Origin of the sequence: Paenibacillus sp. 2KB_22 (assembly GCF_052115745.1) — a bacterium.
Lineage (GTDB): Bacteria > Bacillota > Bacilli > Paenibacillales > Paenibacillaceae > Paenibacillus.
Genome location: NZ_JBFRHG010000007.1, coordinates 117,798 through 143,367, shown reverse-complemented (window position 1 = coordinate 143,367; position 25,570 = coordinate 117,798). Strand labels below are relative to the sequence as shown.

Below are 25,570 nucleotides of genomic sequence, written 5' to 3'. Positions count from 1 at the left end.
ATAACAGCTTGAATAGCCGATGGAGTCTAGAATGAGGTATGATAATTTGGTATAAGCAAAATGAAGAGGGGGACAGAGGAATGAGTAGATCATCAAAATCGGAGCGCCCAGCGAGAAATGTGGATACCCGGTTATTTATTGCTTGGGCCGTTTCCGTTATTGCAACAGGAGGGAGTCTCTATTTCAGTGAGATCAAGGGCTTTCTGCCATGTGATCTATGCTGGTACCAGCGCATATTCATGTATCCACTAACGATTTTGCTGGGCATTGCCTACTTTAAGGATGACGTGGGCATCACGAAATACGTACTCCCACTTAGTTTTGTCGGTGGCGGCATTTCGTTATATCACGTAACGATCCAGCGTATTTTCTCGGCTACAGGCAACGCCGTTGCATGCGGCAAGGTTCCATGTTATACCGACTATCTGAACTGGTTTGGTTTCATCACCATTCCACTACTCGCACTGATTGCCTTTATTATCATCATCGTGATGCTGTGGGGCATCGGCAAAACACCAAAATCTTCTTAATAAGAAAGGATAGATGGTGATGAGCGGACAAGCTCGTTGGTTCATGCCCTTCCTGGTGCTAATCCTTTTGGTCGCTGGCTGCTCCTATGAGGAGCAATCTGCTTCTGGGGAGATGCCCGAGATGGTCCGGGTGAAACTTGACGTTCCGGAGAAGGCTACTCTTCATAAACCAACACGGTTGCAGGTGAAACTTACACAGGGAGATGCTCCGTTAAGTGATGCTGACCATGTGCAATTCCAGATCTGGAATGAGCTTGATGATCCGCCTTCTGTATCTCCGGAGCAAGGTATGATGACAGCTGAAGAACTGGAGAATCAGGGGGCTATTACTGCCAATGAGTCAGAGGAAGGGCTGTATGAAATCCAGCATACCTTTGAAGAACCAGGTACGTATGTGGTACAGGTCCATGTTACGCACGGAGCTATGCATAGCATGCCGAGAGCAAGAATTGTAGCGGAATGAAGCAGCAGGCGGGTACCAAGGGTTTGGTTCAAGTTTAGCAATAGGTTTATAATATTAACAGTATGAAGAATGTTGTAGGAAAAGAGGCTGTTATGGCAACTATTCATGATGTTGCACTCAGGGCAGGAGTTTCTGTAACTACCGTCTCGCGTGTATTAAACAACCGGGGATATATCAGTCAGAAGACTCGGGACAAAGTGTATCAAACCATGGACGAGCTGAACTATCGACCCAACGAAATTGCCCGTTCTCTTCTGCGTAAGCAATCCAATGTCATAGGCTTGATTATTCCCGATGTTTCCCATCCATTTTTTGGAGAACTGGCTAGCTATGTTGAGTATCATGCATACCAAAATGGATTTAAAATTATGTTATGCAATTCCCACATGGACCCTTCCAAAGAGCGTGAATATGTGGAAATGCTCAAGGGTAATCGTGTGGATGGCATTATTATGGGAAGCCATACATTGGAAGTCGATGAGTATATGAACCTGCATTCCCCAATCGTGACCTTTGATCGTAAAATCGGTGAAGACATCCCGTTTATCTCATCTGATAACTATCAGGGAGGGGTTATGGCTGCTGAATTGCTGCTATCGAAGAATAGACGGCATTTGGCACATATCTGCGGTAATTTGGAATTGCAAATGCTGTCCAATCGCCGGACGACAGGTTTTGTTGATACATTGCAGGCTCATGGAGTCAAACCGGTCATGATTCATGAAACCGACCTGAATGTGTTTGATCAGCATCAGTATACGGAATTGGTGGATAAGCTGCTTGCACAACACCCCGAGGTGGATGGGCTGTTTGTAACGAGTGATCTGATGGCAGTGCATGCGCTGAAGCAAATCGTGTTAGCTGGGCGCAAGGTACCTGATGAGATCGCTATTGTAGGTTATGATGACAGTCGTGCGGCAGGGTATACGATGCCTGGCATAACAACGATTAGGCAGCCGGTCGAGGACATGGCTAAGCTGGCGATTGATCTGATTCGGCGTCAGATCGCGGAAGAGAAGATCGGAATGGAGCATATTTTGCCAGTTACCATCGTGGAGAGAGAGACGACCTGATACAGGTCGTTTTCCCTGTTCGTGCTTTTCCAGGAAGAAATCAAGCCGAAATAATTTTTTTTGAATGGTATGTCAAACGATTGACATGTCAAACCTTTGACATTATAATTCGATTTGTAAGCGTTTCCTTTTAAACTATCGATCGGGGGCCATAAAAGATGAAAAGAGAACAGAGATGGATGATGAAATTATCGGTATTGTCTTTGATTATGATGCTTGTATTGTCGGCATGTGGAAGTAAAGCAGCGACGGAGTCCAACTCCTCCTCAGAGGGGAGCAGCAGTGAGAGTGTCAAAATCACCTTGCTCAATTCCAAGTCGGAAATTAACAGTCAGCTGGAGCAAGCGGCTAAAGACTTCCATGCCGAAAATCCAAATGTCACACTTGAAATTGTACCTGTAGGCAGTGGACAGTCTCCGTTTGAAAAAGCGTCTGCTTTGTATGCCTCTGGCAGCCCTACAACGATGATGATGCTGGATACAGGGGATGTCGAGAAATTCAAGGATCGTGTTCTGGATCTCACATCCGAGTCTTGGATGAAGGACGCTGTGGAGAATAGCACAGCGGCTACAACGTTTGATGGCAAAAATTATGCCTTCCCGTTCTCTATTGAAGGATATGGATTCATCTATAACCAGAATGTTTTGGATCAGGCGGTAGGTGGGACATTCGATCCAAAGTCTGTACAGACCACTGCACAGCTTGATGAGCTGTTCCAAAAGATCGCTGCTACTGGAAAATCACCTTTGATTGTATCTCCGATGGATTGGTCGCTTGGTGCGCATTATCTGGGGCTTGCATATGGTGGGCAGTCGCCGGACCGTGCGAAGGTGGATCAATTCATTACCGATCTGAAGGCAGGTCAAGTGGACCTTGCATCTAATGCCGTGTTTAATGGCTTGATGGATACATTTGATCTGATGAAAACCTACAATATTGACAAGGCTTCTCCTCTGTCCGGAACCTATGAGCGTGGACCGGAGGTGCTTGGCAAGGGTGAGGTTGGCATATGGTTCCAGGGCAACTGGGCATGGCCACAAATTTCAAGCTTTGATACAGCAGATGGAAAATATGGCTTCCTCCCGGTACCTGTGAGCAATAATGCGGATGATTTCGGTAATACGCAAATCTCTGCTGCCGTATCCAAACGAATATTGCTGGATAAGGAAAAGAGCACACCAGCGCAGCAGGAAGCGGCGAAGAAATTTTTGGAGTGGATTGTTTATAACGAAAAAGGTCAGGATTTCCTGGTGAATCAAGCCAGTATTATTCCGGCATTCAGCAACATCACACTGGAGCCAACGAATCCGCTTGGCAAGTCCATTAGTGAATACATCAAGGCAGGCAAAATCGAGGAATCAATGAGTACACTTCCTGCGGATCACTGGTCCAAACTGGGTGCATCCATGCAGAAATACTTGGCTGACGTCATTGACCGTGCCGGACTTGCCAGCGAAATTCAGGCATACTGGAGCAACGTGAAATAAAGGAATTAATCTTAGCCCTGAGCAGCACATAGAGAGAGACTTGCGGTACGCCGGAGATGATGAATGTACAGCTTCCACACGAAGTCTGTTCGGCTTGTTTCCGGCACAACCGTTAGGCTAATTATTTGGATAGAGTGGAGGTTGACAATGCTGACCGAAAAAGGATTATGGACACGTCTGCGAACCCGTCTGATCTTTACTGGCCCGACATTATTTGCGTTTGCTACAGTGATGATTATTCCATTTCTGTATGGTATTTATTTGACGTTTACGAACTGGGATGGCATTGCCATCGATCAAAACTTTGTTGGCTGGGATAATTATATTGGTGTGTTCAAGGACACCGTGTTCTGGAAATCATTCGGGATGACGCTGGAGTACGTATTTATTACCGTTGTGCTCACCAATGCAGTTGCTTTCCTGCTCGCTTACGCTGTAACCCGGGGAATGAAGGCGCAGGGCTGGTTTCGGGCCGGATTTTTCCTGCCGAATCTGGTGGGTGGAATCGTGCTTGGTTTCATCTGGCAGTTTATTTTTAATCAGGTACTCGTCTTTGCGGGACAAAAAATGAACCTCACTCTGTTTTCCACCTCCTGGCTGGCTGACCCGGACAAAGCGTTCTGGGCACTCATTGTGGTGACCGTTTGGCAGTATGCCGGCTATATGATGGTTATCTACATTGCAGGACTGATGAATGTGCCGAAGGATGTTATGGAAGCAGCCAGCATAGATGGGGCAAGTAATCGCAAAATGCTGGCGCGCATTGTATTGCCGCTGATGGTTCCTTCGTTTATTGTGTGCATCTTTTTGTCACTGCAACGGGGTTTCATGGTGTATGATCTGAACGTCTCCCTGACCAGTGGCGGGCCCTTCAAGAGCACCGAGATGGTATCCATGCATGTGTATGAGCAGGCCTTTCTTGCTCGTGACTACGGATTGGGGCAGGCAGAAGCCTTTGTGCTGTTTATCCTTGTAGCCGCCATCACACTGCTCCAGGTTTATTTCAGCAAAAAACTGGAGGTCGAGGCATGATGGCTGGACAATCGCGCATTCTCAACTGGATAAAGTTTAGTGCATTAATCGTTGTGATGATTTTGTTTGTATTTCCGTTTGTACTTCTCATCGTCAATTCGTTCAAGGCTAACCAGGCAATTACTTCCGATCCGCTAGGGTTACCAAGCTCCTTTCAATTCGATAATTATGTCAATGCGTTTGACAAAATGGGATATGTATCCGCCTTCAGCAATTCGTTGCTCATAACCATTGCAGGTGTATTACTGATTGCTCTTTTTGCGGCGATGACAGCCCATTACTTTGTTCGTCACAATAGCAAGGTGAATCAGTATCTCTTTTTCCTGATGGTAGCTGCGATGATTATTCCGTTTCAGGCTATTATGATTCCGCTGGTTAAAATATACGGCTCGCTCAGCCTGCTGGATAACAAGTGGTCGCTGATCTACATGTATATTGGCTTTGGCAGTCCACTCGCCGTATTTATCTATCATGGCTTTATCAAAAGTATTCCCCTGGAGCTTGAAGAAGCGGCTCTAATGGATGGCTGCGGCAGAGTGCAAACCTTTTTTCGAATCGTACTGCCTGTGTTACTGCCAACAACCGTAACGATTAGCGTGCTGAATGTATTGTGGATATGGAATGATTTTCTGCTACCTTCCCTGGTGCTGACTTCATCCGAGCAGCGTACGCTGCCACTGTCCACGTTTTATTTTTATGGGACATACACAGTCGATTACGGTCCATTGATGGCTGGTCTGGTCTTGACCCTGCTGCCCGTACTGATCGTGTATCTGTTTGCGCAGAAGTACATTATTCAGGGGGTCATGCAAGGGGCTATCAAGTAAGTTCAGTTGGGTGATATAGAGAGAGACAGGAGTGAAGGACATATGAACCAGGAACGATACGAGAAACAGGAAATAGACACAAGGCAAGAGACAGACCTTGGACTGACGAGTTCGTCGGCTCACACGAAGGAGAGTTATACACTCGCCCGGGCCAACGCATATATCAAGGAACATCGACATCAGGTTGATCCAACCTATCGAATGGCCTATCATTTGATGCCAGAGGTGGGCTGGATGAATGATCCCAACGGCTTCATATACTTCGGTGGGATGTATCATATGTTCTATCAGCATTATCCCTACGAACCGGTATGGGGGCCGATGCACTGGGGCCATGCGGTGAGCCGTGATTTGGTTACGTGGTCTTATCTGCCTGTTGCACTGGCACCCGATCAGAGCTACGACAGTGGAGGCTGTTTCTCTGGAAGTGCAATCGTGCAGGATGGCAAGTTGGTGCTGATGTACACGGGGCATGTGGTGACTGGACCCGACAAGGATAACGATTACTTGCAGACACAGAATATCGCTGTCTCGGACAATGGAATTGATTTTGTCAAAAGCGAGATGAATCCGGTCATTCGACTGGATCAAATCCCAGAGTATACCAGTCCCAAGGACTTCCGTGATCCGAAAGTGTTTGAACGAAACGGTGTGTACTATTGCGTCCTCGGATCGAATGATGCTGCGGGCAAAGGCGTCATTCTGTTGTATCGTTCAGCGGACTTGCTGGATTGGAGTTATGTTAACATTATGGCCCAGAGTGACGGGACGCTTGGCGACAATTGGGAATGTCCTGATCTGTTCACACTGGATGGCCGAGATGTGCTGATCATGTCTCCGCAGCGTATGCCTGCTCAGGGAGATAACTATCGCAATTTGCATTCGACCGTTTATATGATGGGAACGCTGGATGAAGACCAAGGTGTACTGCAGTACGAGCAGTACGTTCCGCTGGACTGTGGCTTCGACTTTTACGCACCTCAGACGATGGAGGATGCACAGGGACGACGAATCATGGTGGCCTGGATGGATACGTGGGAAACGGAAATTCCGACACAACAGTCTCATGCCTGGGCTGGAGCGATGACTTTGCCGAGACAACTAATTCGTAGGGGAGACCGATTGATATTCCAGCCGCTTCCCGAACTTATACAGTACAGGTCGGAAGGCAACGAACAGTATGGTATACATTTAAATGGTGATGAACATGATCTTGATCTTGGAATCAGCGGAGACCGTTACGAAATGTATGCTGTATTCGAAGCGGAACAGGCACGACAATTCGGGTTGAAGCTGCGCACGGGTGAGGACGAAGAAACAGTGATTTCCTATGATGTACAGCAGCGTCGTCTATGCTTAAATCGCGAGCGGGCCGGACAAGGGCCGGGGGGAGAACGTGCTGTGACAGTGGAACTGCTTGACGGGAAACTGGAACTTCATATTTTTATGGATGTCAGCTCCATTGAGGTGTTCATCCAGCAGGGAGAGCAGGTAATGACAGGGCGGATATATCCTGGGCCGAACTCAACAGGTATTAAGGCTTTCGCGTCCGGAACGTGTACATTGACCGAACTTCGCAAATGGGATATACGAATTCCTCAATAAATTGTTTCTGAAATTCAGCCTTGACCTTGAAGTATACTTCAAGGTTTATTCTGGTTTCATCAACAACGTTTGGAGGATGAATGATGAAACTAATGGAATGGATACTGGTACTTGTAACGATTGGCGCAGCGTTGTGTATACCTATGTACTCAAAGCGTCGGAAACTTGCGGCAGGGATGTCGGCTGCCTTGATATTAGCATTGCTGCTTCACGGCATATTAGATTCGTTTCGCGTGATGCTGCTGCCAACGTATCTTGTTGCAGGCATAATCTTCATCGTATTAATCATTAAGTTAGTGAAAGAGTATCGTAACAGAGTCACTGGGTATTTTGCAGAGAAGCAGAAACCGAAATGGCGTTCTTGGCTTCAACTCACGCTGGTTGCGATGCTGGCGCTGGTCTCTGGCGCTGGCTCAGGACTGCTCACTTGGTATTTTCCAGCATTTACGATACCTGATCCTACGGGGCAGTTTGCAATCGGTACATTTTCGCAACAATTGGTGGATAAAACCCGTGAAGAGACGTTTACACCGGAAAGCGGGGACAAACGGGAACTGATGATTAACGTGTGGTATCCAGTGAACACGGAGGATGCCAAGGGGATAACTCCTGAGTCTTACCCGTCTGAACTTGGAGAAGCCATTAGTCTGGTATTTGGTATCCCGCCCAAGGTGTTCAGCTACCTTGATACCATTCCGACACATGTGGTTAGAGGCGCAGCCATATCAGACGCAAGCCCTTCTTATCCGGTGGTGCTGTTCTCTCCCGGTGTTCGTTCTGCCCGTTTCCAGAGCATGACTGCTGTCGAGGAACTGGTTAGCCATGGCTATATTGTTGTAGGTATGGATCATCCGTATACCTCAGCTCGCGTTACCTTCCCCGATGGGCATAAAGTGTCTTATGAAGCCGGGCCTGAATTTGCAACGTCAGAAGAACTGTATCAATATAATGTGGAGGGGGTAGGCATTCGTGCAGCAGATGCACGTTTTGTACTCGACACGCTTGAACAGTGGAATCAGAATGATCCCAATCAGGTGCTGGAGGGCAGGCTTGACCTGAATCATACAGGCATTATGGGGCACTCTTATGGCGGGGCTACAACAGCCGAAGCACTCGCACAGGATGAACGTTTACATGCAGGACTCAGTTTGGAAGGCGGCTTCTGGGGCAGCGTCTCCAAGACGTCATTAAAACAACCTTTTATGTACATCATGTCTGGTGAAACGGCTAAAAGCTTCGATCCGAATGCTACATCCAAAGATAATGTGTTCTACCTTGAGTTTGAGCCGGATCTGGACCATGTGATGACGAGCAGTCTGAATGATACCTATTATCTGACGGTGGAGAATTTCTTCCATCAAAGCTTTACGGATATTTCATTAATTTCACCGAAACTATTTGCCAGAGGCATGACGCCAGAACATAATGTGGATATAACAAGATCCTATGCGCTCGCATTCTTTGACCGTTATCTCAAAGGGGAGGAGCAGCCGTTATTGCAAGGCCCTGCATCTCAATTTCCTGAGGTCACTTATGATGCCAAGTATACCAAGATACGCAACGAACAAGCACAATAAGTCTGCAGAAGGGTGGAGGGGTAGGCATGGAAACCATGACAAGAGGAATGTTGGCCAAGTGTACCGGTGTGAGTATGGCAACCCTCCGTTACTACGAGGATAGTGGAATTCTGCCTGCTCCCCGTCGTTCCTCCAATGGATATCGGGTGTATACCGAGGATTATCTGGTCAAAATTAAGTTCATTAAGGATGCCCAGTTGCTGGGTTATTCCTTAAAGGAGATACAAGAGACCCTGCAACTGCTCAGTCAGGAAGACATGGAAAAGGATACGTTAAAAACACTCGTCCGTGACCAAATCGCTGACATTCAGAAGCATATTGACCATCTGGAACAGATGCAGATTCATCTGGCACGACTGTTGCATACACCGGAGGACGATATCGACAATTATATTCAATCGTTCAGGGTGCAAAAGAAAGAGTTATAAACTGTAAAACCTCGAACAAAGAGCGCCTTAAGATGTACTTCGGGCGCTCTCTGTCCGAGGTTTCTTTTAGTTCTATTGTAATGTTCTTCATCACGACATGCCCGCCTCACGCAGAAAATGGTGAACAATCTCCGTCTGATACTTGATACGGGTCGCGCGCTTCAGACTCCAACAGGTCTCCACCGTGACGGAACGGGCTTGTAATAGTCTTGAAGCCGCTGTACGGGCAGATCCCGGCAATTCATGCTGCTTGAGGTTAAAATGACGATCACGAATGGCAATCGATCGATTCATCCGTTCGATAACTCTTCTGCAAGCTGGAATGGTGCGACTGCCGGAATTGGTGATCAACGTCTGTCCAAGCACTCGCGAACTCAGTTGAGACAGGCCGTTGGCTTCATGCAGATCGATCCACCAGTCGGCTTGATGTTCACGCGCCAAACGAAAAACTGCTGCAGCGAGCGGATGTTTGGCCTTGCCTGACATACGGCGTGGAAACGTTCGATTCAGATCTGGCTTGCCTCTGATTTTCTTAACGTAGGCTTGCTGGTTCACGCGTGGCACGATAATTAACAGCCCCCGCTGAATGGCGTGACGACCTGTCGCACAATCATCTGCGAGTTTTTGCGCAGCAGCCATGCTCGCCGTTTCGTTCCCGTGAACCCCGGACGTAATAAACATTACGGGGCCCGGCATCATGCCCCGTACGATGAAATAGGGAGTGGGGTGTACACTGGATGCTGCAAGGACATGTTTGGTCACAAGCATGACGTTTCACCTCCATTAGTACAGTACGCCATGTCCCTCTTTCATGTAACGGCGTAAGAACAGGTCTTCATCCTATTTCCTCACAAAATGGGCCAACTAATACACCCGATGGATGATATCTTCGAAGTCGGGTTCCTTCATCTCCACATCTTCAATCTCACCCCATTGTTCAAGCTGCTTCAGAATGTCCATCGTGCTCCATTCCTTCCGGTTAACTTCGACAGTGACAATCTGCCCTTCCACTCCTGTGATCTGAATGGCGGACGGTATGGTATCAGGCATAAGAAATGAACCCCGATACGTCACTCGGATAAGTGTCGGCAGACCGATAGTGTCGCGCAGAGAAGGGATCGAGCCGTCATATGTAAGTTGACCGTGATTGATCACCATCACCCGACTGCATAGCTGCTCAATGTCGTCCATGTCATGGGTGGTCAGCAAAATCGTTTTGCCAAACTCCTCATTTAATGTACGTAGAAATTGGCGTATGTTCCGTTTTGCATTCACATCCAGTCCGATCGTTGGTTCATCGAGAAAAAGCAGTTCGGGATCATGCAGCATGGAAGCTGCGAGATCCGCTCGCATGCGTTGTCCAAGCGAGAGCTTGCGGACAGGCGTGGCCCAGAACGATTCAAGGTCCAGCAGCTCGGCGAATTGGGACAGCCGTTTCTTTTTGTCCTCGGTACGGACGCCGTACATCTCGGCCAGAATATCATATGAATCTTTCACAGGCAGATCCCACCAGAGCTGGCTGCGCTGGCCAAACACGACGCCGAGTCGACCAACGGTTCTGCGCCTGTCCTGATGAGGGTTCATACCGTCAAGCCGTACCTCGCCCGAGGTGGGGTGCAGGATACCTGTCAGCATTTTGATCGTGGTAGATTTGCCAGCCCCGTTCGGACCGATGTAGCCCACAAACTCACCTGGGCCGATATCAAAACTGATATCGCGTACCGCTTCCTTGGACACAGTCTCACGTGAAAATAACGTACGTAACCCAGAGAAACGTCCTTCGCGAATAACCGGAGTTTTGAATTCCTTTTGCAGATGCCGTGCTGTGATCATGTTCATGATTCGTTTCGCCTCCTTAGCTACCTGTACTTTGATATTTGGTCAAGCCGAATTGCCAGAAACGCAGACTTGCAGCCAAGCTCAGTACGGCGACCGCCGCAACAGCAACAAGGACCCATGCTCCTCCTTCACCCCGCAGTAGATAGAGTGACGGAATATAGTTGACGAACCCTACGGGAATCACCGTTAGTAGAATGCCAGACATCCATTTGGGATATAACGTTAGCGGATATTGGGCAGCCGTTCGTGCTGCATCTTCAGTAATCGTCTGTAATTCCTCGATGCGTGTGGTCCAGAATCCGAGTGTGGCAGTTGCGAGTCCAATGGAAAAGAGAATGACTGCGCCCGTCAGAATAATGAGCAGGGAGAAGGGAATGGCGATCCAGCCGATCTGTCCGCTGTACATCATGCCTGCCAAAGACCAGCAGAGAATGAATCCGCCTTGCAGGACTTCTCCAGCCATGATGCGGAAGTTTTGCGGCAGCAGTGCCAGCAATACGGGCATGGGACGTGTTAACAGTTGATCAAGCTCACCATTAACCAGATATTTTTCCAGATGATGAACTTCATTGCCGAATGTGCGATACAGTGTTTTGGATAACGTCATGATGGCAAAGAGATAACCGATCTCATGGAGGGACCAGCCTTTAATTGCTCCGAATCTGTGCAGCACAAGAGCAACCATCAGGAACTCGGAGATCTGAATTAAAGCGGCCAGTACGGACGCCATGATGAAATTGAACTTGTATTGCATCCGGCTGCGGATGCTTGTTCGAATGAGCATTTTATATAAATGGAACCAGGAAGTTCGCTTCATCCGCCCTGCACCTCCACTTTACGACGTAACACTTGGGTGATCACGAGACAGATCAACGTCATAAAGACGCACCAAAGCAAGGTTCCCCATAACAAGGAGCCATCTTCGAAACCAAGATAGATTCGGGTAGGTACATAGAGCAGGAATGGGTAGGGTGATATCCAGGCAAGTTGTTCAAGCCAGTTCGGTAGCCATTCCAGCGGAATGAAAAAACCAGCCAGCAGATTCATCATCGCGTGATTGCCCCAGTGAAGCCAGGAGGACTCCGTGGTCCACATCGACGTGGCACCAATAATGTAGTTCATGCAGATGGACAAGTATGCGGCGCCGGCAAGACCAAGTGCGGCATAGAATAGTGTTGAAACGTCTGAGGGCCAATGTAGGGAAAAGACAATGGAGAAGAGCAGGTAGATCGGAATACTTTTGTACACGAACTGGTAGGCAATCTGCCCCCATTCGCGTGCCATTAGGTGGGTGAACAGATGAACAGGCCTCATCAGATCCAGTGCGATCTGCCCTGTCCTGACGGATAGGGGAATACCCAATCCATTCGTGAGAAAACCCGAGATCCAGAGAGAGGATTGCGTGAACGCAATGTAACTGATCATCCCCTGTGTCCCGTATTCCCCGAGCGTATGGTCGGCCCCGATGCCGATCCAGAGGCAGGCATACATGTAACCAAACATGGCGCTTGCCAAGTTATGTACCATGTGTGCCCCGCGGTATTGCAGATTCCGGGAGTAGGCTTTGGAAGCCAGAGTGAAATAAAGCATGTGACACCTCCGATAAGTGGATTGAACGGCGTTTCCGTTCACTTCAGTCAAGGCGAAAAAGAGAGAAGGACAACAGCATACCAATTTATTCCTTCACAGGCAAGACATTTTTTTAGCTAATAATGGTATTAATAGGGGTGTTCATGATTGCGCCACAAGACAACGGTCTGTCCATTCATTTATAATTGAGAGGTAGTATCGCAAACGTTTACAATGTGAAATATTCAAATTTTAAATAAACCGCCGGGCTTGTGCCTGACGATTGAGGATACAGAACGAACAATCCGGCAAGAGAGAAGGATGTCATGAAGAAAATTGCATGGGTCACCGATAGTACCAGTACACTGGATCCCGTTTTTGCGGAGCAAAATCATATCTATATCGTACCGCTGCGCATCGTATTTGGAGAGGAATGTTACCGGGAAACCGATGACATAACATCTGAAATGTTCTATGAGAAACTTGCGGAGGCTTCACGTGCGAGCAGTTCGCAGCCCCCCATTGGCGAGTTCATTGAACTGTATGAATCGCTCAAAGACAAGTACGATGAGATTATTACGATTCATTGCTCTACAGAGCTTAGCGGAACGCTGCATACGTCTATGCAGGCTGCAGAGATTGCAGGTGTGACGGTGACCGCAATTGATTCAAAGGCAGGTGCCTATCCTCTTCGTGAGATGGTTATGCAAGGACTGGAATGGCAGAAGCAGGGATGTTCGGCTTCCGAGATCAAAGTAAATATTGAACAGATGATTGATAACATGTCCTTTTACCTCATACCAGCGAGCCTTCAGAATCTTCATCGCAGTGGCAGGGTGTCCGGCACACAGCTGATCATCAGTCAACTGCTCAAGATCCATCTGCTGCTCCGATTTGAAGAGGGCAAAGTGGTTGTGAATGAGAAGATCCGCACGTTCAAGCGAACGAAAGATCGCATGTTGGATATGCTTAAGCTGGATATGGAGAAAGTAAAACATGTATGCATTATGCATGCGAACAATCAGGATGAAGCCGTCACGATCAAGAAGCAGATTGCCAATCTGCTCCCCAAACTAAAGACCGAAATCATGCCGTTCATCCCTGTGGTAAGCATACACGCAGGTGCAGGAACCATTGGATTATGCTGGATACACAGCGAGAACGGATATAGAAATTAGACGAACAAGCACTCATCTGTAAACGCTCATAGACCTGGCAGGAAACACACTTTATACCCAAGTGTACTTCCTGTCAGGTTTTTTCGTATGTCATTGCCAATTCAAACAAACTGTGAGGTAATAAAGGAAAAATGTTCATGCTGGAGGGGAAATCGTGTCAAGTTACCGCTTGTTGCTTGTTGAAGATGATCGTTCAATTAGTGAAATGGTCGGACCTTATCTGGAAAAAGAGGGCTACGACGTCACGTATGCATATGACGGCTTAGAGGCAGAACGTCAGTTCAGCCAGTCACAACCTGGGTATGATCTGGTTATTCTGGACCTGATGCTCCCTCGCAAGAGTGGGATGGATGTACTGCAAACCATTCGGGCAGTGAGTTTGGTGCCTGTGCTCATTCTGTCTGCGAAGGATGGGGAGGTGGATAAAGCGCTTGGTCTGGGCTTTGGCGCTGACGATTATTTGAGCAAACCGTTCTCGTTAATTGAATTGACTGCCCGGATTAAAGCTGCAATTCGCCGCGCCAATTATACTGCTCAGCCTGTGGCTGAAGTGGTTAAAGCTCAGCGTATTCACCTAAGAGGACTTGTGGTCGACATGGAGACGTACGAGGTGGAGCGTGAAGGTACACCCGTCAAGCTAACCTCCAAGGAGTTTGGCATTCTGAAGCTATTGGTTACCCATCCCGGCAAAGTATTCACCAAGGCCCAAATCTACGCTTCGGTCTGGAATGATCATTATTATGGGGACGAAAATATCATTAACGTGCATATGCGTCGTCTGCGTGAGAAACTGGAGGCTGATCCTTCAGATCCCCAGTATATCAAGACACTCTGGGGCATCGGATATAAGCTGGAGGCGGAGCAGGCATGACACTGATTTTTGCTATTACAACAGGTATTCTAGCCATTATGGTCATTGGATTGTGGATGAGATTGCGGAAACGGAGCCAACACCTGTCGTATATTCATGAGAAAATATCCGATATTTTGGATCAAGGCACCTTTGAGCGCTTGCTCGTATTCAACAGTGATGAGCAGGTTAGCCAGCTTCTGAAAGACATGAACCAGCTGCTGGACCATGCGCATCGCGCTAAGGCCGGTTATGCGAACCAGGAGAAGGAAATGCGCAATATGCTCTCCAACATTTCACATGATCTGAAAACGCCGCTCACAGTTGTGCTGGGTTATAGTGAGAGCTTGCTGCACAGTCCATCACTGACCGATCAGGAACGGAAGATTATGACAGAGAAAATCCAAGATAAGGCGCAGGAAGTTTTGCGTTTGATCCATTCCTTTTTTGACTTGGCGAAGCTGGAATCCGGAGACACCGAGCTGGTGCTTAGTCGAGTGAATATAAGCGAATTAAGCCGCGTGAAGATGCTCTCCTTTTATGAAATGTTGACGAATCTCGGGTTGCATGTTCAGTTGGAGATACCGGAGGGGGATATCTTTGTGCAAGCGAATGAAGAAGCTCTGGACCGAGTGTTGGATAATCTTATTACCAATGGGATGAAATATGGAGCAGAGGGTAAGGTGCTGGGGCTATCAATCGAACGTTCGACAGGTGGACATGTGACGCTACAAATCTGGGATCAAGGGAAGGGGATTCCGGAAAGTGAGCATAATCGTGTGTTCGAACGCATGTATACGCTGGAGGATTCCCGTAATCGACTCTATCAGGGCAGCGGTCTTGGTCTGACGATCACAAAGCGGCTAGTTGAGCGGATGGGTGGAAGCATTCATTTACATAGTGTGCCACATCAACGGACTGTATTTTCAGTTACCTTCAAGGCTTGGTAGAGCCGTTTTGGTGTTACCGAGCAAGCTTAAGGTTTTTGTAAGATTTGATTAATAAAAAAGCAGACTTTTCTCTTTACAATACAGATATAGGAACCCGGACAGGGGACGTAAAGGAGAACAAGACGATGAATTATATCGCACGAACGATAGATGTGACCAAAGTATATGAAGGGGCAGAGGTTGTATCCAACGTCAATATGAGCATTAAGCAAGGTGAGATCTATGGGTTTCTCGGTCCGAATGGTGCAGGCAAAACAACCATCATGAAGATGCTGACCAATCTCGTCAAACCAACAACAGGGGAGATTGAATTGTTTGGGGAGAAGCTTACGCCGACCTCCTATGAAGTGCTGAAACGAATGGGCAGTATTATTGAATATCCTTTTTTCTACGATAGACTGTCTGCTCGCGAGAATCTGGAGCTTCACTGTGAATACATGGGATTCTACAACAAAAAGATCATCGACAACACGATGGAGATGGTAGGGTTGAAGGATACGGGCAAGAAATCGGTCAAGGACTTCTCCCTGGGCATGAAGCAGAGGCTCGGACTGGCTCGTGCACTCATAACCACACCTGAACTGCTCATTCTGGATGAACCGATCAACGGTTTGGACCCTGTAGGGATTCGGGAAATGCGAGATTTGTTCAAACGCCTTTGCAACGAGTATCGCATCACCTTGTTGGTCTCAAGTCACATCCTAGGCGAGATAGAGCAGATTGCCGACACGGTTGGTGTCATTCGCGGTGGTCGCTTGGTCGAAGAAGTATCGATGGAGAGCATTCGGGGAAGTCAAAATGAGTACATTGAGCTACAGGCGGTAGACATCCGCAAAGCGACCTATGTCATTGAACATCAACTTGGTTTGAGTAATTATAAACTGGTCGATGACCACACGGTACGCATCTATGATCCGGGAATCATTCCTTCGGAACTAAACACCAAGCTGATCCAGTATGGCATTGAGATCGAATCCATATCCAAACGGGCTCATTCCCTTGAGGAACACTTCATGAAGCTTGTGAAAGGGGATGAAGACGTTGCTTAAACTGATCAGGCTTGAGATGCGGAAGCACCGCTTTTCGCGGAATTTTGCAGCTGCAGGTATTGCCAATGTGGGCATTCTCCTTTTTCTGATTATGATTGGATTTGTGGATATTGGAGCAGACGATTATGCCTATGCCGATTACCAGATGGCCTTTATGATTATCGATACGTTTGTGAGGGCAACCTTTATCGTATTCGCAGGAGTTTTATTATCCAAGCTGGTGATTAGTGAATATAGAAATAAAACGATGAACGTCATGTTCACCTATCCTATCCAGCGTCATAAAATCATTGCTGCCAAATTGATAATCGTGTTTGGTTTTACATTTGTGATGATTATGGTTACCGACCTGTTAATGGGTTCGCTGCTGTTGATTGTTAATCATTTCTACTCCTTTATTCCTGGCTCATTGACGAATCAGGATATATTGGGACTTCTGGTGAAGTACAGTATGAGTTCTTTATCGGCTGCGTGTATGGCACTCATTCCCCTATTCTTCGGTATGCGGAAGCTATCGGTTACAACTACAATGGTCTCGTCCATTTTGCTGGTTTTGATTGTCTGCTCCGGATTCAACGGGTCGGAAGTTTCCATTCATTCACTTATTATTATCCCTCTGGCCCTTGGAGCTATTGGGATATGGATTGCTTCCATGTCCATGATTCGTCTGGAGACCAAAGATGTGAATTGAATCATCGTGAAAACCATGCTCCGTATGGCTTCAGATGCCATTGACATCCGCTCGTACAAGGGATAGGATAATGTCAACTGAGACACGAAGGAGAATATAACTACCATGACGATTCCAAAAACATTAACAATAGCTGGTTCGGACACGAGCGGCGGTGCAGGGATTCAAGCTGATTTGAAAACTTTCCAGGAGCTGGGTGTGTATGGCATGACCGTACTGACTACAGTTGTGGCGATGGAGCCTGATACATGGGATCACCAGGTCTTTCCTGTGGAATTAAATGTGGTGGAGGCCCAGCTTCGCACTGTTCTGGACGGTATCGGTTTTGATGCCATGAAAACAGGCATGCTCGGTTCTGTAGATATTATTGAATTGGTGGCAAAACATATTCGCCGCAGTGGCCTGCCACAGATCGTTATCGATCCGGTGATGGTCTGCAAAGGTACAGATGAAGTGTTGCAACCGGAAAATACGGAAGCAATGATCGAGTTCCTGTTGCCAGGTGCGGATCTGGTTACACCTAATCTGTTCGAAGCATCTCAACTGGCGAAAAGTGGACCGATTCGTTCCAAGGAACAGATGGAAGCAGCGGCAGCAGCAATTCATGCCCATGGCTCGAAACATGTTCTGATCAAGGACAGAGGTGTAATTAACCCGGGTAAAGCAATGGATCTACTCTATGATGGAACCAACTACGAATGGTTTGAAGCCGATGTTGTCGGCTCCGGATATACGCATGGTGCGGGCTGCACAACGTCTGCGGCGATTACCGCAGGATTGGCTCGTGGTCTTTCAGTGAAAGAGGCTGTTCGTGAAGGTAAAGCCTTCGTGACCAAAGCGATTGCCGGCGGATTCCCGCTGAATCGTTTTGTTGGTCCTACGCTGCATGTGGCACACCGTCTGGAGCAGCAACGCTAAGTGTTACCTGTGAGCGCGCAGTAGCGCATCAATTCTGGATAACACAACTCGATTTCATTCAAGTAGCTGTCAATGAGCAGGAGGTTGCTCGTTGACGGCTTCTTTTTTGTGCGATTTTTGATAAAAATTAGTAACTTTTGGCTTATATTAATCGTATATATCATGGAGTTCATTCCAAAACATGTCTGGACACATGAACGACACATGGAATAGGTATGTTATGATCAGAAACTTAAAAGGAGAGTCGGCCATGATCAGAACAGTGCTTCTGGTGGAAGATGAAAGCCGCATTCGTGAGATTGTGGCCGATTATTTCATAAAAGAACAATGGAACGTTATAGAAGCAGAACATGGAATACAGGCATTGGAACTTCTGGCTCTGCATGAGGTGGATCTGGTCATTTTAGATGTTTTGATGCCTGAAATGGATGGATGGACGTTATGTGGGCATATTCGATCTCAATCCACCGTACCTATTATCATGCTGACTGCACGGTCCGAGGATGACGATAAAATTCATGGATTTCAGCTGGGCGTAGACGATTACGTCACCAAGCCGTTTAGTCCACGTGTGCTGGTTGCACGTGCAGAGACATTAATGAAGCGTGTTGAAGGCGCAGTTGGACGAGAGCAAGGTGCCATTCGCTTCGGACAGGTAACCCTTGATCCATGGGCTCGGCGTCTGGAGAAGGACGGAATTGAAGTGGAACTTGCGCCAAAGGAATATGAGCTGTTGCTTTATTTGGTACGAAATGCAGGTATTGTGATGTCCCGGGATGCCATTTTGAATCGGATCTGGGGATTTGATTTTGAAGGGGACTCACGTGTTGTGGATACTCACATCAAGAAACTGCGCAGCAAATTGGGTGATGAAGCCAAGTGTATCCGAACGGTGATTGGTACCGGATATCGTTTTGAGGCAGAAGCATGAGAAGAAATGGCGTAACGATGAAGCTTTTCCTGGTCATGGCAGGATGTCTGGTTCTTCTATATGGGACGACGGTTTTTGCCCAGTTGGTCTGGTTTCCCGACTTTTATCAGCATCAGAAGGTCAGCAGTATGAAGAAAAAGCTGTCCAAATTCGAACAGCAATACTCCAATGGACATTGGAGTGATTTGCAGCTAGCCAAGGAGACCGGTAAGTTCATGCGTCAGAATCAGTCACATCTGGTCATTCTGACGAATACCGGAAGATTGGTTAATGACCCGTTCCATATTACGTTGTTACAGCAAGATGGGAGTCACGTGAAGGTGTCCTTGTCCTTGTTCATCAATAGTGAGAATGCTGGCTGGATTACATCTCATCTGAAATATGGTCAAGAACTGACGGTGAAAGGCCCGGCCAGCGGGTCCATGGTCTATCCATTCAAAATCCAGGATGCCACTTCTGCTGCATGGGGAACAGAAAGCTTTCAGGAATCCATTGAACCGGTAAAGGAATGGTCAGGCGTACTGACCGAGGTAGTTCTTCCCAATCTGGCAACATGGAGTCAGAGGCAGGGGCTGCTGGTGCAAGCACTGGATAGTCGGTTCCCTTTGTCCACAGAAGACCAACTTGCGTTGGCGAATGGCAAAATGCTCAATGAAGAATGGATGGATAGCTGGAGTGGTGTTCGCAATGTCATCACTATTGCTCCAGTGCATCGTTCCGGACCTGAGCAGCAACTGATTTTCTCTCTCACCTCTCTACAGGAGATGAGGGAAGCGAATGAGGCAACGCGTTTGTTCTATGCATATTTTGGCATTGGGGCATTTATATTGATTCTGTTGCTGGCGTTGCTCCTGTCCCGAATTGTAACGAAGCCGCTCTTGGCCTTGAACCATGTCGCCAAGAAGATGTCTACGCTGGATTTCACGGTGAAATCACCCATCCGGCGTAATGATGAAATCGGCAGTCTGTCGAACAGCCTGAATGCCTTATCGGGAACCTTGGGTCAGACACTGGAAGAGCTGAGGCAGGCCAACACACAGATGCGTACGGATATGGAAATGAAGCAGCAGATTGAACAGCGTCAGCGCAAGTTTTTTGCCGATGCATCACATGAACTTAAGACACCCATCAGCATCATCAAGGGATATTCCGAAGGGTTGAAGGATGGCGTGAGTGAGAGCAAACGGGAGCGCTACATTGAGATTATTGCCGATGAGGCGATCAAAATGGAAACGATGGTTGAAGAGATGTTGGATCTGGTGCGACTGGAATCCTCAGCGATTCAATTGAATACCGATGCTGTGGCGCTGGCTGACATGATTGAAGATATCGCCGGCCGTCTGGGTCCGCAACTGAAGGACAAAGGATTGGATGTGGTGCTTGTATCCACAACAGAGCAGACGGTTGAGGGTGACCGCAGCAAGCTGGAGCAAGTTATTTTCAATATCATGATGAATGCTATACGTCACGCGATACCACATACCGATATAACTATTGAGATTAGCAGGCGTGAAGGTTTTGTCCATATTTCCATTGAGAACAAGGGCGAGCAGATCGCTGAAGCTGAGCGTCAGTATATATGGGAGAGGTTCTATCGGGTAGAGCGCTCACGTAATCGCAAAATGGGGGGAACCGGGCTCGGTCTGGCCATTGCGAAGCAGATTCTCGATCTGCACGGGTGCAATTATGGAGTGGAGAATACACCGGATGGAGTCCGTTTTTATATTATTTTTCCTAAAGCCTAGTACGAAAGGGAGTCAACTCTTATGAAGTCTTTACCATCGATTTTAACCTTGGGGAATCTGAGTTCAGGCATGCTGGCAGTCATTATGGCTATTCATGGTGAATTTGCCCTGGCTGTGATGATGATATGGGTAGCGATGTTCTTTGATCTGTTTGATGGTTATGCGGCCCGCAAATTGCATTGTGAGGGTGAGTTCGGTAAAGCCCTGGATTCGCTTGCAGATGTAGTTTCATTCGGAACAGCCCCTGTGCTGATTTTGTATCTGAACTCCATGAATGAAGTGAGTGTGCTGGGGATGGCACTGACCGCATTATTTCCGGTTTGCGGTGCATTGCGCCTGGCCCGTTATAACTGTCAGAAGACAACAAGCAGCGGTTTTGTTGGAATGCCGATTACGTTTGCCGGGGGTCTGATGTCCTTTTTCGCGCTCTGGAGTCCTTATTTCACACATGGTGTAGCTTATCTTGTCATTATTGTATTATCCGGTCTCATGGTGAGCCAAATCCGATTCCCGTCTCTAAAACAAGTGCTAGCCTCACATGAGAAGGATATTGTGGAACCGAAATAAGGAGCGAGTCAGTATGGAATTTGCAAAAGAAATTATTGGTCAATATGGTTATTTCGCAATATACGGACTACTGGCTCTTGGCGTTATTGGTATGCCGATTCCGGATGAGGTGATGATGACGTTTGTCGGTTATCTCGCCTCCATCTCGGTATTGAATTACTCCGTATCCATCGCCGTCAGTTTCGGTGGCGCATTTACCGGAGGGCTGCTCAGCTACATGATTGGCAAGAAGGCAGGCAGGCCGCTGTTTGATAAGTATGGCAAATGGATTGGCGTGAATGCCAAACGATTTAGCAGGGTGGAGTCGTGGTTTCTGAAATATGGATACTGGTCAATCATCCTCGGTTACTTCATTCCGGGCATTCGTCATCTGATGTGTTGTTTCTCAGGGATGAGCCGCATGGCAATTGGCAGATACGTAGTTGTATCGGGCATTGGTGCATTCGTCTGGTGTGTTGTCTTTATCTCGATTGGTTTTTATGTTGGTGTGTTAACTTAAAATGGGACAGCCTGTTGTAACAACGGGCAAAGATGGAAGACCTCTTGAGTGTAAGGTGGTCTTTTTTTGTTTTCTACGATATGCGAACTTGAATGAGTAACGAATACGTATGACTTGTAAAAATACGAAAAAAGCCGCTCTGACCATCTCTAACCTTCATGTTGAAGGGGAAGAATGGATCAAAGCGGCGTGAGCTTCACGACGGTATTGAACTTCTAAAGAAGATATAGCTAATATCTTCCAAACTAAAAATATTTCACAAAGCCATCAGGTAAGCTAAACGTAGATATTCTTTTACAGTTACCCGCTTAAATGTGATTCCTCAATTCCTCTTTCGACTCGTTTTTCACCCTTTTTGCGTGCAAAGGTAATTTTGAGCAGAGGTGGCGTAACCAATGTGGTTACGATGACCATGATTACGACGCTGGTAAAGTACTCCGAATCAAGCAATCCGGAAGCAAGTCCGGTTGACGCGATAATGAGAGCAACCTCACCTCTTGAAATCATTCCTGAGCCAATGGCCAATGAAGATGACATATTAAATCCAGTCAGTCGTGCACCAGCTCCGCCACCAATCAGCTTGGTTACAATAGCAATAAGGCTTATAACGACAATAAACCAAATTTGTGAACCCACACCATCAAAGGTGACGTTCAAACCAATACTGACAAAGAACACCGGAACAAAAATTCCGTAGGCGATCGGTTCCAGTTTGGTTTCAACTTCATGTTTGAAGTTGGTTTGGGAGATGGCGATCCCAGCGGCAAATGCACCAATGATTCCGGCAACACCCATCCACTCCGCAAAGTAGGAGAATCCAAAACAAATAATCAGCCCCGCAGTAATCACGGTTTCGGTTACTTTCAATGGTGCCATCCATTTCATGATGCGTGGTACAAGGAACCAGCTGGCAGCGATAATAATAACAAAGAATAACAGCTTCTTGCCAATTAACAGAGAGATTGAAGTGTCTCCTCCGCCTGTACCCAGCAAGCTCATCATAACAGCAAGAATGACCACGACCAGGACATCATCGACAACAGCTGCACCAAGGATTGTTGTACCCTCACGGGAGCTGAGTTGATCCATGTCTTTTAGTGTCTGAACGGAAATGCTGACGGACGTGGCACAGAATAAAAGTCCAAAGAACAATGCGTGTGTCTGTGACATACCGAACGCCATGGCCGAACCGTATCCTCCGATGAATGGTAAAATAATACCACCCACAGCAACGGCAAAGGCTGCTTTCCAGTTTTTCTTCAATTGTTCCAGATCGGTCTCCAGTCCAGCGATGAACATCAACAATAGTACCCCGATTTCAGCCATATAATGGACGAAATCACTTTGCTGAACCCAACCGAGAATTGCAGGCCCGAGGATGACACCCACAATCAGTTTCCCCAGTACCGACGGCTGACCCAATCTGACGGATAGATCACCAGCAAGTTTGGTAAAGATTAAAATAAGTGCAAGAACCAAAATAAATTCCATAGGTGTACTCCTCTCCAGCAGTAGCGTTTATAGGTTTACCTGCCCAAGGGGGGATCATTCCAAGCCTTTAGAACAAAAAAAGGCATAAAACAGCGCTTGTTAAGAGTGCCGCTTTTATGCCTAAAAAAGACAAAGAGGGGCCCTTGGTGACAGGCTCCTCCAGTTTCAACGCGTATGTGATTAATTGCATTAATTATACCACAAATAAAGACTTGGGTAAATGGGAGCTGGTGTGGATTTGATTGAAAATAGCCGCAAAGGGGCATTTTATAGGGGAGTGCAACGGTTTTTGTTCAGAGTGTTGTCACTTAACAGCCCGGAATTGCCGAGATATAATGATATAGAACATAGAAGTTAGGATATGAGGAGGATTTTGCATTGGGCAAAAATAACAAAGGGGAACCAAACATTCCATCCCCGACGAGCAATAAAAATTTCGCAGGCATCATTATTACGATTTCCATTCTCGCTAATGTCATTATTTTATTATTGTTCTTCGCACCGTCCATTGGTTACAAAGGTGATGTGACCTTTGATATTACGGTGTTGCCACGGTTTAATGCCGTGTTTAACAGCTTTACCTTCATCTTCCTGCTCGCAGCGCTTATTGCTATTATCAAGCGGAATGTGAAGTTGCACAAACGATTTATTCTTGCTGCATTCTCAACAACACTGTTATTCCTCGTGACCTATCTGACGTTTCATTACCTCTCACCAGAGACGTCCAAATATGGCGGCGAGGGCATCATTCGTTCCATCTATTTCTTCATTCTGATTACCCATAGTATACTGGCAGCCCTGATCGTTCCATTGGCGTTGTTCACACTTGTGTGGGGTTGGACGAATCAATTGAAGAAACACCGCAAAATTGCACGTTGGACCATGCCAATCTGGCTGTACGTCAGTTCCACAGGTGTCGTGGTATATCTGATGATGGCACCGTATTATTAATGTAATTAAGCATATCTTGCTCGACTCGCGGGTAATGTTTCCATGGAAGGAGGGTTCACGTTTATGTACAGAGTTGTTTTGATTCGCCATGGACAGAGCATGTGGAATGTAGAGAATCGTTTTACCGGTTGGACAGATGTGGATCTGACGACGGATGGTTACGCAGAAGCTCGTAAAGCTGGGAAGATCATGAAGGAACAGGGGTTTGATTTTGATTATGCCTATGCCTCCGTCCTGAAACGTTCCATCCGTACACTTGACATCGCGCTGGATGAGATGGACCTCATGTGGATTCCCATTACGAAGACCTGGAAGCTGAATGAACGCCATTATGGTGCGCTGCAAGGACTGAATAAACAGCAGACTGCGCTGAAGTATGGAGAGGACCAAGTCAAGGAATGGAGACGCTCCGTTAACGTATCTCCCCCTGCATTGGACGAAACCGATGAACGATATGTACAGGATCTGGACAAATACAAGCGGCTCGGATGCACCATCCCGGTAACGGAGAATCTGATGGATACATCTAAGCGTGTGCTGGAGTATTGGAATGCGGAGATTAAACCGATGGTGTCGGCGGGCAAAAGAGTGCTGATCTCTGCGCATGGTAACACGCTTCGTTCACTCGTCATGCATCTGGACCAACTGTCCGAAGCAGACGTGATGGCGCTCAATATCCCGACGGGCATTCCGCTTGTCTACGAATTGGATGAAGATCTGCATCCGATTGGTCACTTCTATCTGACCGCGGATGGTTCGACCTACAAACATGAAGAAATGACCCATGTGGCAACGCCATCTGATTAACGGGTGTGAGCGTGTATGCCTCAAAAGAGCAAGTGAAAGATGACCGCTGAATTTTAATTCGGGGGTCATCTTTTTTTGTGCGATCAAGCCTGCATTTCGTTTCGTTTTGCTCCCAAAGGGTAATTGTCAAACAAGACACGATGTACATTTATCCTGAAGGAGGAGAAGCACATGTCTAAAAGAAGAGGAATACTCATGACGGCTATCGGCGCAGGTGTGACTTATCTGATGAGGAACAAACAAGCAAGAGATAAGTTATTCAGCACAGTCTCGGGTATGATGAAAAGCTCCAATTCGTCCAATGGAACAAGTAAAGCCAGACCACGTGTAGAAGTAAAATAGATATCGATCGTTCGTTTTATCGATTGAATTAAATCGGTTGAATTAAAATGATCATGAGAAACCTGGAGATGAAGTCATTCCAGGTTTTTTTGTGCAATCTGAGAGCAATTCCTTGCTTTCATGTGTAATGCGATTTTTGCCAGCAAGAATGATACAATGGATACTTGCAGA

Annotated in this window: 27 protein-coding genes; 22 read left to right on the top strand and 5 right to left on the bottom strand. The window is 47.1% G+C overall.

The annotated features are described in order from the left end of the window. The first annotated feature begins 80 nt into the window (after positions 1-80). The 9 genes from AB4111_RS27145 to AB4111_RS27105 all read left to right on the top strand — a co-directional run bounded on the left by AB4111_RS27145 (position 81) and on the right by AB4111_RS27105 (position 9,022). Entirely contained in the window at positions 81-530 is a 450-nt protein-coding gene (locus tag AB4111_RS27145) for a disulfide oxidoreductase (protein ID WP_442034115.1), read from the top strand. Between the two features lie 19 nt (positions 531-549). Beyond that, entirely contained in the window at positions 550-993 is a 444-nt protein-coding gene (locus AB4111_RS27140) for a FixH family protein (protein WP_442034113.1), read from the top strand. 92 nt (positions 994-1,085) lie between these two features. Continuing rightward, on the top strand, positions 1,086-2,066 hold the full coding sequence (locus AB4111_RS27135) for a LacI family DNA-binding transcriptional regulator (RefSeq protein ID WP_442034111.1): 981 nt from the start codon (positions 1,086-1,088) through the stop codon (positions 2,064-2,066). A 158-nt stretch (positions 2,067-2,224) separates the two neighbouring features. Further along, positions 2,225-3,553, top strand: a complete 1,329-nt coding sequence (locus AB4111_RS27130; RefSeq protein ID WP_442034109.1) for an ABC transporter substrate-binding protein — start codon at positions 2,225-2,227, stop codon at positions 3,551-3,553. 147 nt (positions 3,554-3,700) lie between these two features. Next, entirely contained in the window at positions 3,701-4,585 is an 885-nt protein-coding gene (locus tag AB4111_RS27125; RefSeq protein WP_091019202.1) for a carbohydrate ABC transporter permease, read from the top strand. Then, the gene (locus AB4111_RS27120) at positions 4,582-5,412 is read left to right on the top strand and encodes a carbohydrate ABC transporter permease (protein WP_397384290.1); all 831 of its coding nucleotides are present in this window, start codon (positions 4,582-4,584) and stop codon (positions 5,410-5,412) included. The genes AB4111_RS27125 and AB4111_RS27120 overlap by 4 nt, the downstream gene beginning before the upstream one ends. Positions 5,413-5,454: 42 nt before the next feature. After that, complete coding sequence (locus AB4111_RS27115; RefSeq protein ID WP_442034106.1) at positions 5,455-7,017, top strand: glycoside hydrolase family 32 protein; 1,563 nt, start codon at positions 5,455-5,457, stop codon at positions 7,015-7,017. 80 nt (positions 7,018-7,097) lie between these two features. Further along, entirely contained in the window at positions 7,098-8,594 is a 1,497-nt protein-coding gene (locus tag AB4111_RS27110) for an alpha/beta hydrolase family protein (protein WP_442034104.1), read from the top strand. Positions 8,595-8,620: 26 nt separating this feature from the next. After that, a complete protein-coding gene (locus AB4111_RS27105; protein WP_442034102.1) occupies positions 8,621-9,022 on the top strand; it encodes a MerR family transcriptional regulator in 402 nt (133 codons plus the stop codon). 90 nt (positions 9,023-9,112) lie between these two features. Here AB4111_RS27105 and AB4111_RS27100 read toward each other — a convergent pair whose 3' ends face one another. From AB4111_RS27100 to AB4111_RS27085, 4 genes are all read right to left on the bottom strand, one after another. Continuing rightward, positions 9,113-9,790 (bottom strand): deacylase, encoded by a 678-nt coding sequence (locus AB4111_RS27100; protein WP_442034100.1) that lies wholly within the window; start codon positions 9,788-9,790, stop codon positions 9,113-9,115. 96 nt (positions 9,791-9,886) lie between these two features. After that, positions 9,887-10,855 (bottom strand): ABC transporter ATP-binding protein, encoded by a 969-nt coding sequence (locus AB4111_RS27095; RefSeq protein WP_442034218.1) that lies wholly within the window; start codon positions 10,853-10,855, stop codon positions 9,887-9,889. 22 nt (positions 10,856-10,877) lie between these two features. Further along, positions 10,878-11,678, bottom strand: coding sequence for an ABC transporter permease (locus tag AB4111_RS27090; protein ID WP_442034098.1), 801 nt, complete (start codon positions 11,676-11,678; stop codon positions 10,878-10,880). Next, entirely contained in the window at positions 11,675-12,451 is a 777-nt protein-coding gene (locus tag AB4111_RS27085; protein ID WP_442034096.1) for an ABC transporter permease, read from the bottom strand. Before AB4111_RS27085 ends, AB4111_RS27090 begins: the two co-directional genes overlap by 4 nt. 305 nt (positions 12,452-12,756) lie before the next feature. On the opposite strand from AB4111_RS27085, the gene AB4111_RS27080 reads away from it, so the two are divergent. The 10 genes from AB4111_RS27080 (at position 12,757) to AB4111_RS27035 (ending at position 21,808) form a co-directional block, all read left to right on the top strand. Further along, a complete protein-coding gene (locus AB4111_RS27080) occupies positions 12,757-13,608 on the top strand; it encodes a DegV family protein (RefSeq protein WP_442034094.1) in 852 nt (283 codons plus the stop codon). A gap of 205 nt (positions 13,609-13,813) precedes the next feature. Then, positions 13,814-14,479 carry a response regulator transcription factor gene (locus AB4111_RS27075; RefSeq protein WP_442034216.1) on the top strand — a complete coding sequence of 222 codons (666 nt, stop codon included), beginning with the start codon at positions 13,814-13,816 and terminating at the stop codon, positions 14,477-14,479. Continuing rightward, positions 14,476-15,408, top strand: a complete 933-nt coding sequence (locus AB4111_RS27070; protein WP_442034092.1) for a sensor histidine kinase — start codon at positions 14,476-14,478, stop codon at positions 15,406-15,408. The genes AB4111_RS27075 and AB4111_RS27070 overlap by 4 nt, the downstream gene beginning before the upstream one ends. A 125-nt stretch (positions 15,409-15,533) precedes the next feature. Continuing rightward, positions 15,534-16,457, top strand: coding sequence for an ABC transporter ATP-binding protein (locus tag AB4111_RS27065; RefSeq protein WP_442034090.1), 924 nt, complete (start codon positions 15,534-15,536; stop codon positions 16,455-16,457). Next, positions 16,450-17,148, top strand: coding sequence for an ABC transporter permease (locus AB4111_RS27060; RefSeq protein ID WP_442034088.1), 699 nt, complete (start codon positions 16,450-16,452; stop codon positions 17,146-17,148). The genes AB4111_RS27065 and AB4111_RS27060 overlap by 8 nt, the downstream gene beginning before the upstream one ends. Before the next feature lie 105 nt (positions 17,149-17,253). Beyond that, the gene (gene thiD, locus AB4111_RS27055; RefSeq protein WP_442034086.1) at positions 17,254-18,066 is read left to right on the top strand and encodes a bifunctional hydroxymethylpyrimidine kinase/phosphomethylpyrimidine kinase; all 813 of its coding nucleotides are present in this window, start codon (positions 17,254-17,256) and stop codon (positions 18,064-18,066) included. A gap of 250 nt (positions 18,067-18,316) precedes the next feature. Next, on the top strand, positions 18,317-18,997 hold the full coding sequence (locus AB4111_RS27050) for a response regulator transcription factor (RefSeq protein ID WP_442034084.1): 681 nt from the start codon (positions 18,317-18,319) through the stop codon (positions 18,995-18,997). After that, complete coding sequence (locus tag AB4111_RS27045; protein ID WP_253441016.1) at positions 18,994-20,742, top strand: sensor histidine kinase; 1,749 nt, start codon at positions 18,994-18,996, stop codon at positions 20,740-20,742. The genes AB4111_RS27050 and AB4111_RS27045 overlap by 4 nt, the downstream gene beginning before the upstream one ends. Before the next feature lie 21 nt (positions 20,743-20,763). Beyond that, positions 20,764-21,309, top strand: coding sequence for a CDP-diacylglycerol--serine O-phosphatidyltransferase (gene pssA / locus AB4111_RS27040; protein ID WP_440391951.1), 546 nt, complete (start codon positions 20,764-20,766; stop codon positions 21,307-21,309). Positions 21,310-21,322: 13 nt separating this feature from the next. After that, positions 21,323-21,808 carry a DedA family protein gene (locus tag AB4111_RS27035; RefSeq protein WP_442034081.1) on the top strand — a complete coding sequence of 162 codons (486 nt, stop codon included), beginning with the start codon at positions 21,323-21,325 and terminating at the stop codon, positions 21,806-21,808. 300 nt (positions 21,809-22,108) lie between these two features. Here the strand turns inward: AB4111_RS27035 and AB4111_RS27030 are convergent, their stop codons facing one another. After that, positions 22,109-23,299 (bottom strand): cation:proton antiporter, encoded by a 1,191-nt coding sequence (locus tag AB4111_RS27030; protein ID WP_442034079.1) that lies wholly within the window; start codon positions 23,297-23,299, stop codon positions 22,109-22,111. Between the two features lie 378 nt (positions 23,300-23,677). Here AB4111_RS27030 and AB4111_RS27025 point away from each other — a divergent pair, with 378 nt between their 5' ends. The 3 genes from AB4111_RS27025 (at position 23,678) to AB4111_RS27015 (ending at position 25,399) form a co-directional block, all read left to right on the top strand. Beyond that, positions 23,678-24,250 carry a DUF420 domain-containing protein gene (locus AB4111_RS27025; protein WP_017692198.1) on the top strand — a complete coding sequence of 191 codons (573 nt, stop codon included), beginning with the start codon at positions 23,678-23,680 and terminating at the stop codon, positions 24,248-24,250. Positions 24,251-24,313: 63 nt separating this feature from the next. After that, entirely contained in the window at positions 24,314-25,057 is a 744-nt protein-coding gene (gpmA, locus tag AB4111_RS27020; protein ID WP_091019232.1) for a 2,3-diphosphoglycerate-dependent phosphoglycerate mutase, read from the top strand. 171 nt (positions 25,058-25,228) lie between these two features. Then, positions 25,229-25,399 (top strand): hypothetical protein, encoded by a 171-nt coding sequence (locus AB4111_RS27015; RefSeq protein ID WP_190945097.1) that lies wholly within the window; start codon positions 25,229-25,231, stop codon positions 25,397-25,399. Positions 25,400-25,570: the final 171 nt, after the last annotated feature.